Source organism: Actinosynnema sp. NPDC049800 (assembly GCF_040656635.1).
Lineage (GTDB): Bacteria > Actinomycetota > Actinomycetes > Mycobacteriales > Pseudonocardiaceae > Actinosynnema.
In genome coordinates, this window is sequence record NZ_JBFAMT010000017.1 from 1 (window position 1) to 13,226 (window position 13,226).

The 13,226-nt window shown below is 73.0% G+C and carries 10 protein-coding genes; 3 read left to right on the top strand and 7 right to left on the bottom strand.

Going from position 1 to position 13,226, the window contains the following annotated elements; translation table 11 throughout:
- Positions 1-229: 229 nt before the first annotated feature.
- The 5 genes from AB0I91_RS20970 to eno all read right to left on the bottom strand — a co-directional run bounded on the left by AB0I91_RS20970 (position 230) and on the right by eno (position 6,348).
- A complete protein-coding gene (locus AB0I91_RS20970) occupies positions 230-1,957 on the bottom strand; it encodes a cellulose-binding domain-containing protein (protein ID WP_499638275.1) in 1,728 nt (575 codons plus the stop codon).
- Between the two features lie 510 nt (positions 1,958-2,467).
- Positions 2,468-3,805 carry a lytic transglycosylase domain-containing protein gene (locus AB0I91_RS20975; protein WP_498783251.1) on the bottom strand — a complete coding sequence of 446 codons (1,338 nt, stop codon included), beginning with the start codon at positions 3,803-3,805 and terminating at the stop codon, positions 2,468-2,470.
- A 166-nt stretch (positions 3,806-3,971) separates the two neighbouring features.
- A complete protein-coding gene (locus AB0I91_RS20980; protein WP_499609991.1) occupies positions 3,972-4,463 on the bottom strand; it encodes a DUF501 domain-containing protein in 492 nt (163 codons plus the stop codon).
- Positions 4,460-5,062 (bottom strand): FtsB family cell division protein, encoded by a 603-nt coding sequence (locus AB0I91_RS20985; RefSeq protein ID WP_499638278.1) that lies wholly within the window; start codon positions 5,060-5,062, stop codon positions 4,460-4,462. Before AB0I91_RS20985 ends, AB0I91_RS20980 begins: the two co-directional genes overlap by 4 nt.
- Positions 5,062-6,348, bottom strand: a complete 1,287-nt coding sequence (gene eno / locus AB0I91_RS20990) for a phosphopyruvate hydratase (protein WP_123744164.1) — start codon at positions 6,346-6,348, stop codon at positions 5,062-5,064. Before eno ends, AB0I91_RS20985 begins: the two co-directional genes overlap by 1 nt.
- A 242-nt stretch (positions 6,349-6,590) precedes the next feature.
- Here eno and AB0I91_RS20995 point away from each other — a divergent pair, with 242 nt between their 5' ends.
- The 3 genes from AB0I91_RS20995 to AB0I91_RS21005 all read left to right on the top strand — a co-directional run bounded on the left by AB0I91_RS20995 (position 6,591) and on the right by AB0I91_RS21005 (position 8,082).
- Entirely contained in the window at positions 6,591-7,304 is a 714-nt protein-coding gene (locus AB0I91_RS20995; protein ID WP_498783256.1) for an alpha/beta fold hydrolase, read from the top strand.
- Positions 7,305-7,372: 68 nt separating this feature from the next.
- Entirely contained in the window at positions 7,373-7,750 is a 378-nt protein-coding gene (locus AB0I91_RS21000) for a tetratricopeptide repeat protein (protein ID WP_498783258.1), read from the top strand.
- Positions 7,747-8,082 carry a DUF6968 family protein gene (locus AB0I91_RS21005; protein WP_498783260.1) on the top strand — a complete coding sequence of 112 codons (336 nt, stop codon included), beginning with the start codon at positions 7,747-7,749 and terminating at the stop codon, positions 8,080-8,082. The genes AB0I91_RS21000 and AB0I91_RS21005 overlap by 4 nt, the downstream gene beginning before the upstream one ends.
- A gap of 45 nt (positions 8,083-8,127) precedes the next feature.
- Here AB0I91_RS21005 and AB0I91_RS21010 read toward each other — a convergent pair whose 3' ends face one another.
- The gene (locus AB0I91_RS21010) at positions 8,128-8,979 is read right to left on the bottom strand and encodes a lytic transglycosylase domain-containing protein (protein ID WP_499638281.1); all 852 of its coding nucleotides are present in this window, start codon (positions 8,977-8,979) and stop codon (positions 8,128-8,130) included.
- Positions 8,980-9,797: 818 nt separating this feature from the next.
- Positions 9,798-12,968, bottom strand: coding sequence for a S41 family peptidase (locus AB0I91_RS21015; protein ID WP_498783263.1), 3,171 nt, complete (start codon positions 12,966-12,968; stop codon positions 9,798-9,800).
- Positions 12,969-13,226: the final 258 nt, after the last annotated feature.

Sequence of the window (13,226 nt, forward strand, 5' to 3'; positions counted from 1 at the left end):
AACCCGGACCCACAACGGACCCGGCGCAGAACCACCGAACGGGCCGTCATCCTGCTGATCTGCCCGTCCGGCGAGGACATGCTTTTAAGGCTTTTGATCTTTCCTCTTTGGCCTGGACACAGCCATCGGAACGCACGAACGAACGAACGAACGGGCGCTCGCCGAGTGATTGCGAGATTGCGAGCGCCCGCCCGTACGTCAGCCTGATCGCCTGTCAGCCCATCGCCTGTCAGTTGGGCGCGTGGATCTGGTCTGCGGAGTTGGCCGCGTAGTCCCGCGTCGCCCCACGCACGAACATGTTCTGCTCGGCGTGGTTACCGGAGAAGTACTGCTTGATCGAGCCGTTGAACGGCGTGGTGGAGGCGTTGCGGCCGTACACGTCCGTGTAGACCGTGGTCGGCCCGGAGTTGCGCAGCTTGAAGCCACCCGCCCGGAACTCCCGCAGCGTGCCCTTGAAAGGCGAGCGCGGGTCGTCCCACGCCACCCGTTGGCCGGTCTGCTCGGTGATCCGCCGGACCGTGTTGCAGTAGTCGCCCCGGATGCCCTCGTAGCAGAGGTCGACCTGGCGGGCCAGTTTGTTCGGCTTCGACGCGTCGTAGTAGCGCGCCGGGTTCAGCACGTAGAACAAGGGCTGGATGGCGAACGACAGCTGCGAAGTGCTGATCGTGACGTCGGAGAACCAGAACTCGTGCAGGTCGTTGGTGTCGAACGGCACCTCGGTGCCGGTGATGACCTCGAAGTGCGTCTTGCCCTCGCGGATGGCCTGGACGCACGAGGCGTCGGTGATGAGCCGGCCGAGCGAGCGCGTGTCGGACGGCGAGTCCGCCGGGATGGCCGGGCCCACGTTGGTGAACTTGTTGTTGAACGGGCCGGGGCAGTCGGTCGCGCCGAAGCCGCCCGGACGGCCGTTCGGGATCAACGCGGTGAACTTGGCCTCGGTGACCTGGTTGTTGTCCCGGTGCGTGCACTTGTTGTTGTAGATCAGCTCGTGCACGTTGTTGGTGAAGGCGTCCGGCGAGTGCGTGCCCTGGTGGAACTTCAGCAGGATGTCGCAGGTGGCGATGGTGGTGCCCTGCGGCGGGAAGAAGCTCGTCCCGTTGTCGCCCTGGATGACGTTCGAGTTGTCGACCGCGAGGACCTTGTGGCCGACGTGGTCCTCGTGCCGGTGCGCGCCACCGGGGTTGCTCGACATCATCACTTCACTGGTGTAGCCGAAGTACGGCCACTTCGCGTCGGCGAACAGGTCCGACGTGCGCGGGTCGTCGCCGTGCTCGTGGCCGAACGCGCAACCGCTCGCGTCACGCGGCGGGTGCCACGTCGGGTAGACCTTGCCGTCCGGGCCGTACGTCCAGTACCGGGCGTGGATCTCGCGCGAGCACTCGCCTGCCTTCGGCGTGTAGCCGCTGCCGCTCTCCGACGCGACGATGTCGTACGCCATGCTCCTCTGCGCGTCCGCCGGCGGCACCGACTTGCCCCACGCGGGGTTGTCGGTCGGCGGCACGGACGTGGTCGACGTGGGCGATGTGGTGGACGACGTGGTCGACGTCGGCCCGCTGGTCGGCGAGGACGTCGTGGTGGTCACCGGCGCGCCGGTGCACGCGGTGCCGTTGAGGGCGAACGAGGTCGGCGCCGGGTTGCTGCCGGTCCACGAGCCGTTGAAGCCGAACGTCGCGGTGGCGCCGGTCGCCAGGTTGGCGTTGTGGCTGACGCTGCGCGCGGTCACCTGGGCGCCGCTCTGGGTCGCGGTGGCGTTCCACGCCTGGGTGACCTGCTGGCCGGAGGCGAAGCTCCAGGTCAGCGTCCAGGAGCTGATCGGATCGCCCAGGTTCGTCACGTTCACGTTCGCGGTGAAGCCGTTGTTCCACTGCGACGGGACGGAGTAGGTGACGCCGCAGCCCGTGGCGGCGGCCTGCGCCACGAACACCGTGCTCCCCACGCCGACCGCGGCGACCGCCACTGCCGATAAGAATCTGAACCTGTATCTGCGCATGGTCTTTCTGCCCTCCATCAAGGTGTAGCCGGTATCCGTGCGGCGGCTCAGGGCATCGCGGGGTGAGGGTGGATTCGGGTTGCCGTCAACGCCGGGAAGAAGCGCGAGCGCCGCGGCGGAACCCCTCGCGGCTGATCGGACGACCGGCGGCGTGGTCCACGGGCATGCGTCCTCCTCGTTGAGGGCAGCGGGACAGCACTCGGCGAGCCTGCTTCGACCGGTGGCGGGATGGCGGCCGCCTCACACCGGGGTCGTTGCGCCGCGGCGGGTTCGGTCGGTCGTCGTGCGGCCCGACGACCGGATCACCGAAGCACGGCGGGTGACCGGACCGGCGGATCGGGATCTGCCGATGCGGGTAGTGTTCGACCGACTCCACGGCGTTGTCAACGCTTGTCGAAACGTTGCGAAAGCGCCTGTCTTAATCCGTTAAGCGCTCTGTGGGATCACCCGGTGCGGGAAAAGTGGCTCTCAGGCGACTCAGGTGGCCCGCATGGACGACGACGTCGGGTAGGTCGGACCTGAACCGGTTGAGGACGTGCTCCCCGACGTGCCGCTGGACGTGCCGCCCGTCGTGCCACCGGACGTGCCGTCGGGCGACGTGCCGGCCGAGGTCGTCTCGGCGGGCGTGGTCGCGGGCGCCTCGGTCGTCGTCGTGGTGGTGGTCGTCGTCGTGGTCGGCGTGGGGCAGCCGGGCGGGATCGACGGCGTCGTGGTGGGCGTCGTCGTCGGCGTGGTGGTCGTCGTCTCCGTCGGCTGCGTGGGGCACGTCGGCGTCGTCGTGGTCGGACTCGTCGGCACGGTCGGGGTGAACGTGATCGTCACACCGGGCCGCGTCGTGGTCGTGGTCGACGTCGTCGTCGGGTTCGACGTGCCGGAGGACGGCGGCGTCGTGTTGCCGGGCGGCGAGGCGTTGTTGTTGTTGTCCGACGGGGTGTTGCCGTTGCCCGGGTCGGGCCCGAAGTCGTCGTCCGAGCCGATGATGTCGGGCAGCACGGGCACGCCGCTGGCGTACACCTCCGCCCAGTACAGCACCGTGGCGACGTACTCGTTGGACTGGTTGTAGCGGAACACCGCACGCGCGCGCTGCACCGGATCGCTCACGTCGGCGTTGTTGGCGCACAGGTAGTTGCCCGCGCCGATGGTGGCGTCGTAGATGTTGTTCGGGTTCCGGTCGCCGTCCTCGTTGCCGTCGGCCGCGTAACCGGCCCACGTGGACGGGATGAACTGCATCGGGCCGACGGCCCGGTCCCAGGTGCGGTCGCCGTCGAACCGGCCGCCGTCGGTGTCGCGGATCGCGGCCACGCCGGGCGAGCCGTCGAGCACGGGGCCCACGATCCGCTCGACCGTGGTGCCGCTCTCGGTGACCCGGCCGCCGCGGGCGTGCCCGGACTCGATGCGGCCGATGCTCGCCAGCAGCGGCCAGTCCAGCTTGCAGCCCGGCGTGGTCCGACCCAGCCGGTCGGCCGCGCGCATGTAGGCGTCGAGCATGACGCCGGGGATGCCGTGCTGGCCCTCGCGCAGGAACCCGCCCTCCAGCGGGGGCAGGTCGTCCTCGAACTCCGACGGGTCGTCGGCGTCGGCCAGCAGGGCCGCGCTCAGCTCGTCGGTCTCGGGCAGCCGGCCGGTGGCGCCGAGCTTGCCCTGGGCGTCCAGCGCGAGCGTGCCCAGCACGTCGCCCGGACCGGGCGGCACGGCCTCGACGTCGGCGCGGTCGGCGGAGGCGAACCAGTCCATCGGCGTGGCCGTGTGCAGCAGCGCCGGCACGAGCAGCGCGGCGGTCGCGGTCGCCGCGAAGCCCCATTGCCGAGGCGTCATCGTGCCCGGATGGACCTTGGTCCGCTTCCGCCCCCGACGCTTCGACTTCGGCACAGCCACGAACTCCCCATCGACTCGTCACCCGGCCTGCAGACCAGCCTGCCTGATCCGAACGGCGGTGTCACGGGCACGGCTGAGCTTTGTGCCCGAAGAACTGCCCCTACGGTCAGTTTTTCACCTTTGACGCGCAATCACCGCTCGGCCACCACTGCGCGAGCAGGTCGAGCGCCTCGTCGCCGAACGGGTTCACGCCCCGGCCGGCGGCCAGCGAGTGCGCCACGTGCACGTGCAGGCACTTGACCCGCGTCGGCATGCCACCGGCGGTGACGGTCGTGCCGAGCGGCTCGATCGCGTCCCGCTCGGCCAGGTACAGCTCGTGCGCCCGGAGGTACCGCTCGGCCAGCTGCTCGTCCGTGGCCAACCGGTCGGTCATCTCCTTCATCAGCCCGGCGCCCTCGAGCCTGCTGACGTAGGAGTTCAACCGGGAGCAGGTCAGGTAGTACAGGGTCGGGAACGGCGTGCCGTCCTCCAGCCGGGGACTGGTCTGCACGACCGCCGGGTGCCCGCTGGGGCAGCGCGCGGCCACCTCGCGCATCCCCCGCGGCGCGCGGCCCAGCTGCGCCTCGACCGCCGCCCGGTCCTCGTCGCTCACCGTCATCGTGCCGCCGCCGAATCCCACAACTGCTCGTACCACGCCTTGTCCTCGGCCGGTTTGGTCTCCGGTCGCTGTTGGTCCAGTTCACGCTCCGCGTCACCGGGGAGCTGCACGATGTAGGGCGTCTCACCGGGCCGCACGTAGTGCAGCCTGCGCCGCGCCTCGGCCTCCACGTGCGCCGGGTCGGCCAGTTCCCGCTTGCGCTGCTCCAGCTGCCCCACCTCGGCCCGCAGCGTCTCCTGCGAGGCGGTGACCTCGCGCAGCTCCTCGCGCTGCGCCAGGTACGTCCGCAGCGGCACGGCGATGCTCAACGCCAACGCGCACACCACCATTGCCAGCAACGCGGCCCGCCGCGTGCCGGTCATGCCGAACGCGCCGCCCGTGCCCGCGCCGGCCCTGGTCCGCGCCCTGGACTGCGGCTTGCGCGCCGCGGGCCGGGTGGTGCGCGGCGCCCCGTCGGCCCGGCCCTTGCGCGGTTCCGGCTTGCGCGGCTCGCCCTTGCCCGGCTCGCCCTTGCGTGCCTGGCCGCGATGGGCCCGCGCAGGGCGGGACCCCGACGCGGCCTCGCGACCGCGCCGGGGTTCCCGTTCCCGTCGTGCCATCAGCTCTCCGGCGTGTACCGCGGGAAGGCCAGGTCGCCGGCGTAGCGCGCGGCGTCGCCCAGGGCCTCCTCGATGCGCAGGAGCTGGTTGTACTTCGCGGTGCGCTCGCCGCGGGCGGGCGCGCCGGTCTTGATCTGGCCCGCGCCGACGGCCACGGCCAGGTCGGCGATCGTGGTGTCCTCGGTCTCGCCGGACCGGTGCGACATCATCGACTTGTAGCCGTAGGACGTGGCCAGCGCGACCGCGTCCAGCGTCTCGGACAGCGTGCCGATCTGGTTGACCTTCACCAGCAGCGCGTTGGCCGCGCGGCGGGAGATGCCCTCCTCCAGCCGCTCCGGGTTGGTCACGAACAGGTCGTCGCCGACGATCTGCACGCGCTCGCCCAGCTCGGCGGTCATCTGCACCCAGCCGTCCCAGTCGTCCTCCGACAGCGGGTCCTCGATGGACACCATCGGGTAGGCGTCGACCAGCTCGGTGTAGTAGCCGGTCATCTGCTCGGCGCTGCGCTTGGTCTTCTCGAACGTGTAGGCGCCGTCGGCGTAGAACTCCGTGGCGGCCACGTCCAGGGCCAGCGCGATGTCGCGGCCCGGCGTGAAGCCCGCCTTCTCGATCGCGACCAGGATCAGGTCCAGCGCGTCGCGGTTGCTCGACAGGGACGGCGCGAAGCCGCCCTCGTCGCCCAGGCCCGTGCCCAGGCCCTTGGACTTCAGCACCGACTTCAGCGCGTGGTAGGTCTCCGCGCCCCAGCGCAGGGCCTCGCGGAAGGTCTCCGCGCCGATCGGCGCGATCATGAACTCCTGGATGTCCACGTCGGTGTCGGCGTGCGCGCCACCGTTGAGGATGTTCAGCATCGGCACCGGCAGCACGTGCGCGTTCGGGCCGCCGATGTACCGGAACAGCTCCAGGCCGCTGGACGCCGCCGCCGCCTTCGCCACCGCGAGCGAGACGCCGAGGATCGCGTTCGCGCCCAGGCGGGACTTGTCCGGCGTGCCGTCCAGGTCGACCAGCTTCTGGTCCACCACCCGCTGCTCGACGGCCTCGATGCCGACCAGCTCGGGACCGATCTCGTCGAGCACCGCCGTGACCGCGCGCTCGACGCCCTTGCCCAGGTAGCGCTTGGCGTCGCCGTCCCTCAGCTCGACCGCCTCGTGCTCGCCGGTCGACGCGCCGGACGGAACCGCGGCGCGCTCCAGCGTGCCGTCGTCCAACGCCACCTCTACCTCGACGGTCGGGTTTCCTCGCGAGTCCAGGATCTCGCGGGCGCCGACCTGCTCGATGACCGCCACGTGCGCTCCCTCGTCAGACCATCTGTGTATCGATGCCGAGCCTAGTTGGTGCAAGGTGTGGGACGGCCCCGGCTCGCCTGTTCGAGCGGCGTTCGCCCGCCGTTCGCCCGGGCGACGGGCGGCGGGGCGTACCGCCGGGCGGGACGGGGACGCGGCGGCCGAGCGCGTCCGCCACCGCTCGGGGCGCGCGGGGACCGACAATGGTGCGGGATCCGGCTCGGTGACGTTAGGACGGTGCACGCGTGGTTCACGTGGCGCGGGGTGGGGACGGGCCGCTGCTGGTGCTGCTGCACGGGCTCGGCGGGACCGGGTCGGTGTGGCGCGGCGCCGCGGCGGCCTGGCCCGGGGCGTGGTTGGCGGTCGACCTGCCCGGCCACGGCCGGTCGGCGCCGGCGGCGCGGTACTCGTTCGGGTCGTTGGCGGCGTCCGTGGCCGGGGCGGTCGGTTCCGGGCCGGTGGCCGTGCTCGGGCACTCGTTGGGCGGCGTGGTCGCGTTGACGCTGGCCAGCGGGTGGTTCGGGGTGGACGTGCGGGCGGTCGGCGGGCTCGGGATCAAGCTGCGGTGGACGGCGGAGGAGCTGGCGCGGGCCGCCTCGCTGGCCGCGAAGCCCGCGCGGGTGTTCCCGACCCGCGAGGAGGCGTCGGCGTGGGCGTCGAAGCTGGCCGGCGTGCCGTTGGAGGACGGCGTGGTCGAGGTGGACGGCGGCTGGCGGGCGGCGCTGGACCCGGCGGCGTTCGGGGTCGGCGCGCCGGACGTGGCGGGGCTGCTGGCGGTGGCGAAGGCGCCCGTCGTGCTGGCGGCGGGCGAGTCCGACGGGATGTGCCCGCCGGAGCACCTGCTCGCGGCGCGGGCGGACGGGGTGGTGCTGCCCGGGGTGGGTCACAACGCCCACGTGGAGCAGCCGCTGTCGATCAAGCCGGTGCTCGACCGGCTGCACGGCGCTCTCGTGGCGTGACACACCGATCCCGTCATCCGGTCGGCTGTCGTGTGCCGGCCGGATGGCCGGGTAGCGTTGATCGAACCATGACGGACAGCACCTTCGAGGCGTTCCGCCGAGCCGAGGCGCTGCTCGCGGACCGCCGACCGCTGGAGGCGCTGCGCGAGCTGCGAGTCGTGCTCGAAGCGGCGCCGGACCAGGTGGGCGTGCAGCTGCTCGCGGGTCGGGCCTACCTGGGATCGGCCCAGCTCAAGCGTGCCGAGGCGGCGTTCCGGAAGGTGCTCGACCTCGACCCCAGTGATCACTACGCGCGGTTCGCGCTCGGTCGGACGTTGCAGCGGCAGAGCCGGCTGCCCGAGGCGCTCACGCAGCTGCGGATGGCGGCGGCGATGAACCCGTCACCGGAGTACCAGGAGGCGTTGGGCGAGGTCAGCGCCCGGCTCGCGGTGGAACGGGACCGATGACGGCCTACGAGCTCGGTCCGGTGGTGGCCGAACGCCGGCTGGAGTGCGTGGCCGGCGACGGCGCCCGCACGGCGGTCGTGATCAGGATCGGGACGCCCCACCCGGACCCGCTGAGCGCGAACGGCGACTGGTGCTGCCCCCACCAGGTCCTCGGTCTCGGCGACGAGGCCGTCGGCGCGGCGTTCGGCGTCGACTCCCTGCAAGCCCTGCTGCTCAGCGTGTACCGCGTGCGCCTGGACCTGGCCGCACGCGCGGCGCAGGCGTCGGTCGAGCTCGACTGGCTCGGGCAGCCTGAGCTGGGCCTGACCGTCGACCCGCACGTGCCCGCCTGACGGTGCCGGCCCGACGGGTCAGCCTGACCGTGCCCGCCTGACGGGTCAGCCGCCGATGCTGGCGCGGGCGTAGGCGTCGGCTCCGCTGTAGACGTTCTGGCCGTACTCGGTCGAGTTGTTGTAGGCCAGCACGGCCGCCCACCAGCCGGCGCCCGTGCCCAGGTCACGTCCACCCGAGCACAGGTAGCGGGCGGCGGCCAGGGCGGCGTCGTCGATGTTCTGCGGGTCCGGGTTCTGCCCGTCGCCGTTCGCGCGCACCGCGTAGCGGGCCCACGTGGTGGGGATGAACTGCATCGGGCCGACCGCGCGGTCCCAGCGGGTGTCGCCGTCGAGCGCGCCGCCGTCGCTGTCGGCGATCGCCTTCACGCCCGGTGAGCCGTCCAGCGGGATGCCGATGATCGGGCTTGACGGCCGGCCGTCCTCGCCCAGGCGCAGGCCGCCGATCGTGCCGTGGTGCGACTCGATGCGGCCGATGCCCGCCAGCGTCGCCCACGACACCCGGCACGCGGGGTTCTGCGACCGCATCACCAGGTCGGCGACGGCGTACGCGCGCAGGGCCCGGACGGGGATGTCGGTCTTCTCCGACAACGCGGTCGCCCACGCGGTCAGGGGCTCGGCGTCGCCCGCGGCGGCCGAGGAGGCCTGTGGTTCGCCGGCGGGCACGTCACCCGCGGAGCCCGGCGCGGCGGCGCCCGGTTGGACCTCGAGGAACGGCACCGGGAACGGCGGGTCGGCGGCGGGCCTGGGCCCGGACCGGTTGAGCGTGCTCAGGGCCCAGGCGCCCCCGGCCACGAACGCCAGCAGCAACAACACCAGCGCCAGGCGTCCGGCGAGGTCGCCGGCGCGGCCGCGCGACGGCGGGCGCGACTCGGTCTTGGACGGCGGCGGAACGACCACCGCCCCAGGCTACGTGCTGAACCCGGGTGCCCGGGCGTGCTCGGCGCCGTCGCCGCCCGAAACCCCCGATCAGACGCCCGGAGACCGCCGGGATTCCAGCCGAGGGGGCCGGTTCACCGTGTTCCGGGCGTTCAACGCGGGGGTCCTGGGCGTAGGACGCGCGCGGTCAGGACGTAGGACAGGCGCGAGGTGGCGGTCGGGTCGGTGGGGGTTGTCGGGGCTGGTGAGGGTGAGGTGGTGGGGTCGGGTGAAGGTGAAGGTGAGGTGGACGTGGGAGAGGTGGGGGTCGGGGTGCTGGCGGTGGCCGAAGGTGATGGGGAGGTGGATGGTGTCGGAGTGGGGTGTGGGAGGGGTTCGGCGCCGGTTCGGGCGCGGGCGGTGACGGCGTGCGTCGAGGTGGGCGGTGGGAGCGGCGGGTGGTGCAGGGCCCGGCGGTCCGTGGACGGGGCGGGGCTCGGTGACGGGGCCGGCACGGACGGGGGCGGCGGGGTGGTCGTGGCGGCTCCGGTCCGGTGCGTCAGCGGGACGGGCGGGACCTGGGTGCGGGCGCTGACCAGGGTCTGGCGGCCGGACGGTGGCGCCTGGCCCGACGGTGGCGGCGCCGGCTGACCGAACGTCAGCACCAGCGCCGCCACCCCGCCCACCGCCGCCAGCGGCAGCACCACGACCGCCGCCATGCACCCGCGCCCACTGCGCGGCGACTCACGATGACTCACCCGTTACCCCGCCCCCCGAACCCGATCTTGCGTGGTACCCATTGGTCGGTTTCGGACCACCGGCCGCAACCACCACGCCGTCACACGCCCGGGTGAACTCGATCAGGCGAGGGGCGGTAGCTGCGGCGGAACGGCCGCCGGCCGCGCCTCCAACGCCTCCAGAGCCAGCCGCACCGCCGTGTCCAGCTGCGGGTCGCGCCCGGCCACCCGGTCCTGCGGCGTGACCACCACCTCGACGTCCGGGTCGACGCCGTGGTTCTCCACGCCCCACCCCGGCCCGGCGAACCACGTCGCGTACCGGGGCTGCGTCACCAACGTCCCGTCGACCAGGTGGTACTGCATGTCGATGCCGATCACCCCGCCCCACGTGCGGGTGCCGACGACCGGCCCGATGCCCATCTCCTTGATCGCCACGTTCACGATGTCGCCGTCGGACCCGGCGAACTCGTCCGCGATCGCGATCACCGGCCCGCGCGGCGCGTCGCCGGGGTAGCTGTCCGCCGTGGTGTACCCGCGCGCCACCGACCAGCCGATGATCCGCCTGCCCAGCTTCTCCACCACCAGCTCGGACGTGTGCCCGCCGCCGTTCTCCCGCACGTCCAGCACCACGGCCTCGCGCCCCAGCTCCACCCGCAGGTCGCGGTGCAGCTGCGCCCAGCCCGCGCCCATCATGTCCGGCACGTGCAGGTACCCGACCCGCCCGTCGGTCAGCGAGTGCACGCGCGCCCGCCGGTCGGCCACCCACGCGTGGTAGCGCAACGGCTCGTCGTCCTCCAGCGGCACGACCACGACCCGGCGCGGCTCGCCACCGCCGCCGGGCCGCACGGTCAGCTCCACCGGCTTGCCCGCCGTGCCGACGAGCAGCGGCGCGGGCCCGGTCAACGGGTCCACCTGCCGCCCGTCGACCGCCACGATCGCGTCACCGGCCCGCACCGCGACCCCGGGAGCCGCCAGCGGCGACCGCGCCGCCGGGTCCGACGTCTCGCCCGGGATCACCCGCGCGATCCGCCACGCGCCCGCCTCGTCCCGCTCCAGGTCGGCGCCGAGCAGCCCCACGGCACGCCCGCGCGACCCGTGCGCCGGGATGACGTAGGCGTGCGACGTGCCCAGCTCGCCCTGCACCTCCCACAGCAGGTCGACCAGGTCGTTGTAGCTGCCCAGCCGGTCCACCAGCGGCCGGTAGCGCTCCAGCACGCCCGCCCAGTCGACGCCGCCCATGTCGGTGCGCCAGAAGTGGTCCCGCATCAGCCGCCCGGCCTCGGCGTACGCCTGCCGCCACTCGGCCGCCCGGTCCACCACCACCCGCACCCGCGACAGGTCGACGTCCACCGAGTCGTGGTCGTCGGAGTCGACCTTCCGGTCGGTCGGCACGACCCGCAGGTCGCCGCCGTCCTGCACGACCATCCGCTGCCCGTCGCCGGTCACGTCGAACGCGTCGACGCCGTCCACCAGCACGTCGGTGCGCGACTTGGCCAGGTCGAACCGCTCCAGCACGGACCTCGGCGGCCGGGCCGTCGGGGAGGCGAGGTTGTCGCCGAGCACACCGCGCAACGGCGACCGCAGCCACAGCAGCCCGCCCTTGGCGGCGGTCAGGCCGGAGTAGCGGGCGGCGGCGACCGGCACCGTCACCACCCGGTCGGCCAGCCCGTCCAGGTCGACGACCGTGATCGGGTTCTCGTCGTCCTTGTCCTTGTCCTTCTCCGACGAGTCGTCGCCCACGGGCCGGCCGAGGCGCAGCGGGTCGAACGGCGACGGCGTGGTCGCGGCCAGCGGCAGCAGGTAGGGCCGGCAGCCGGTCGGGAACGACAGGTCGAACACGTGCGCGTCGTAGACCGGGTCGAAGCTGCGCACCGACAGGAACGCCAGGTAGCGGCCGTCCTCGGTGAACGTCGGCGAGAAGTCGGAGAACCGCAGCGGCGTCACGTCCACCACGGACAGGTCGGTGGTGTTGGTCATCCGGATGTGCTGCAACGGGCGCGGCCCGGGGTGCGACCACGCGAGCCAGTTCGAGTCCGGGGAGAACGCCAGGTCGCTGACGTGCGGGTTCGCGCCCTTCAGCACCTCGCGCACCTCGCCGGACTCCACGTCGACCAGCAGCAGCCGCCCGTCGTGCGTGGCCACGGCGAGCCTGCGCCCGTCCGGCGAGACGGCCAGCTCCAGCACCCGCCCGAGCTTGCCGACCGCGACCCGGCGGGGCTCGTTGCCGGGCTCCACGCCGCCGACCGGCGAGAACTCCAGGGCCTCCTCGCCGTCCGCGTCGGTCACCCACACCACGTTGTCGCCGACCACGCGCGGCAGCCTGGCCCGGACGCCGGGCTGCTCGGCCAACGCGCGCACCGGGCCGTCCCGGTGGGTCACCCAGTGCACGGTGCCGCGCACCTCGACCACGCTGCCGCGGCCGGTCTTGTCGGGGTGGAAGTCGTCGGGCCGCGACGGCACCGGCCGCGGCCTGCGCGCCGTGCGCGGTCCGCCGAGCGCGACCTCCAACCGCCGCGGCTCGGCCTCCAGGCCGTCCAGGACCCACAACTCGCCCGCGTGCTGCCAGACGATCCGCTCGCCGTCGCTGGACGCGACCCGGGCGTAGAACTCCTGCTCGGTGTGCCGCCGCAGGTCGGAGCCGTCGGGCAGCACGGAGTACAGGCTGCCGACGCCGTCGTGGTCGGACAGGAACGCGATCCGGTCGCCGATCCACATCGGCGAGGTCAACGACGAGGTCAGCTCGGGCAGGATGCGCGCGAACTCGCCGTCACCGTCCACGTCGACCCACAGCTTGCCCGCCGCGCCGCCCCGGTAGCGCTTCCACCAGGCCGGGTCGCGGCCGTACACGGAGGTGACGACCACCTGGCCGGACGGGCCGAACGCGACGTCGTCCACCCAGCCGAAGGGCAGCCGCCGGGGCGGGCCGCCGTCGGTGGGGACGGCGTGCGCCCACTGCCGGTTCGTGGTCGCCTGGCCGGTGGACGTGACGGCGACGACCTCGCCGTCGGACGTCCAGCCGCGCACGCCGGTGGAGTAGTCGCCCCAGTAGGTGAGCCGGGTGGCCTCGCCGCCGTCCACCGGGGCCAGGTGGACCTCGGGCGCGCCGTCGCGGCGGCTGGTCCAGGCCAACCGGGTTCCGGTCGGGTCGAAGCGCGGGAAGGAGACGGGCACCTGGTCGGCGGTCACCCGCCAGGCCCGGCCGCCGTCGAGGGGGGCCAGCCACACGTCGTCCTCGGCCACGAAGGTCACGAGGTTGCCGTGCAGGTGCGGGAAGCGGAGGTAGGCCTCGGTCACCTCTTCGACGTTAGCGCTCCGGTGATCCCCACCCGACCCGCCCCGGCCAGGTCGCTGCGGCATCGAGATCAACGACCGGCGCGCGGGCCAACCGGATCACTCGGACAGGCGAATCCTGCAACCCGGGACAACCCGAACCGCATTTCTCCCGTTAGCCGGGAAAAACGGCGGCCACGGCGGCGGGGAGGACTGGCGGGCGAGTTGCGGGAGGAGTCGAGCGGCCAGAGCCGAGCGGCAGGAGCGGAGGGTGCAGGCGGT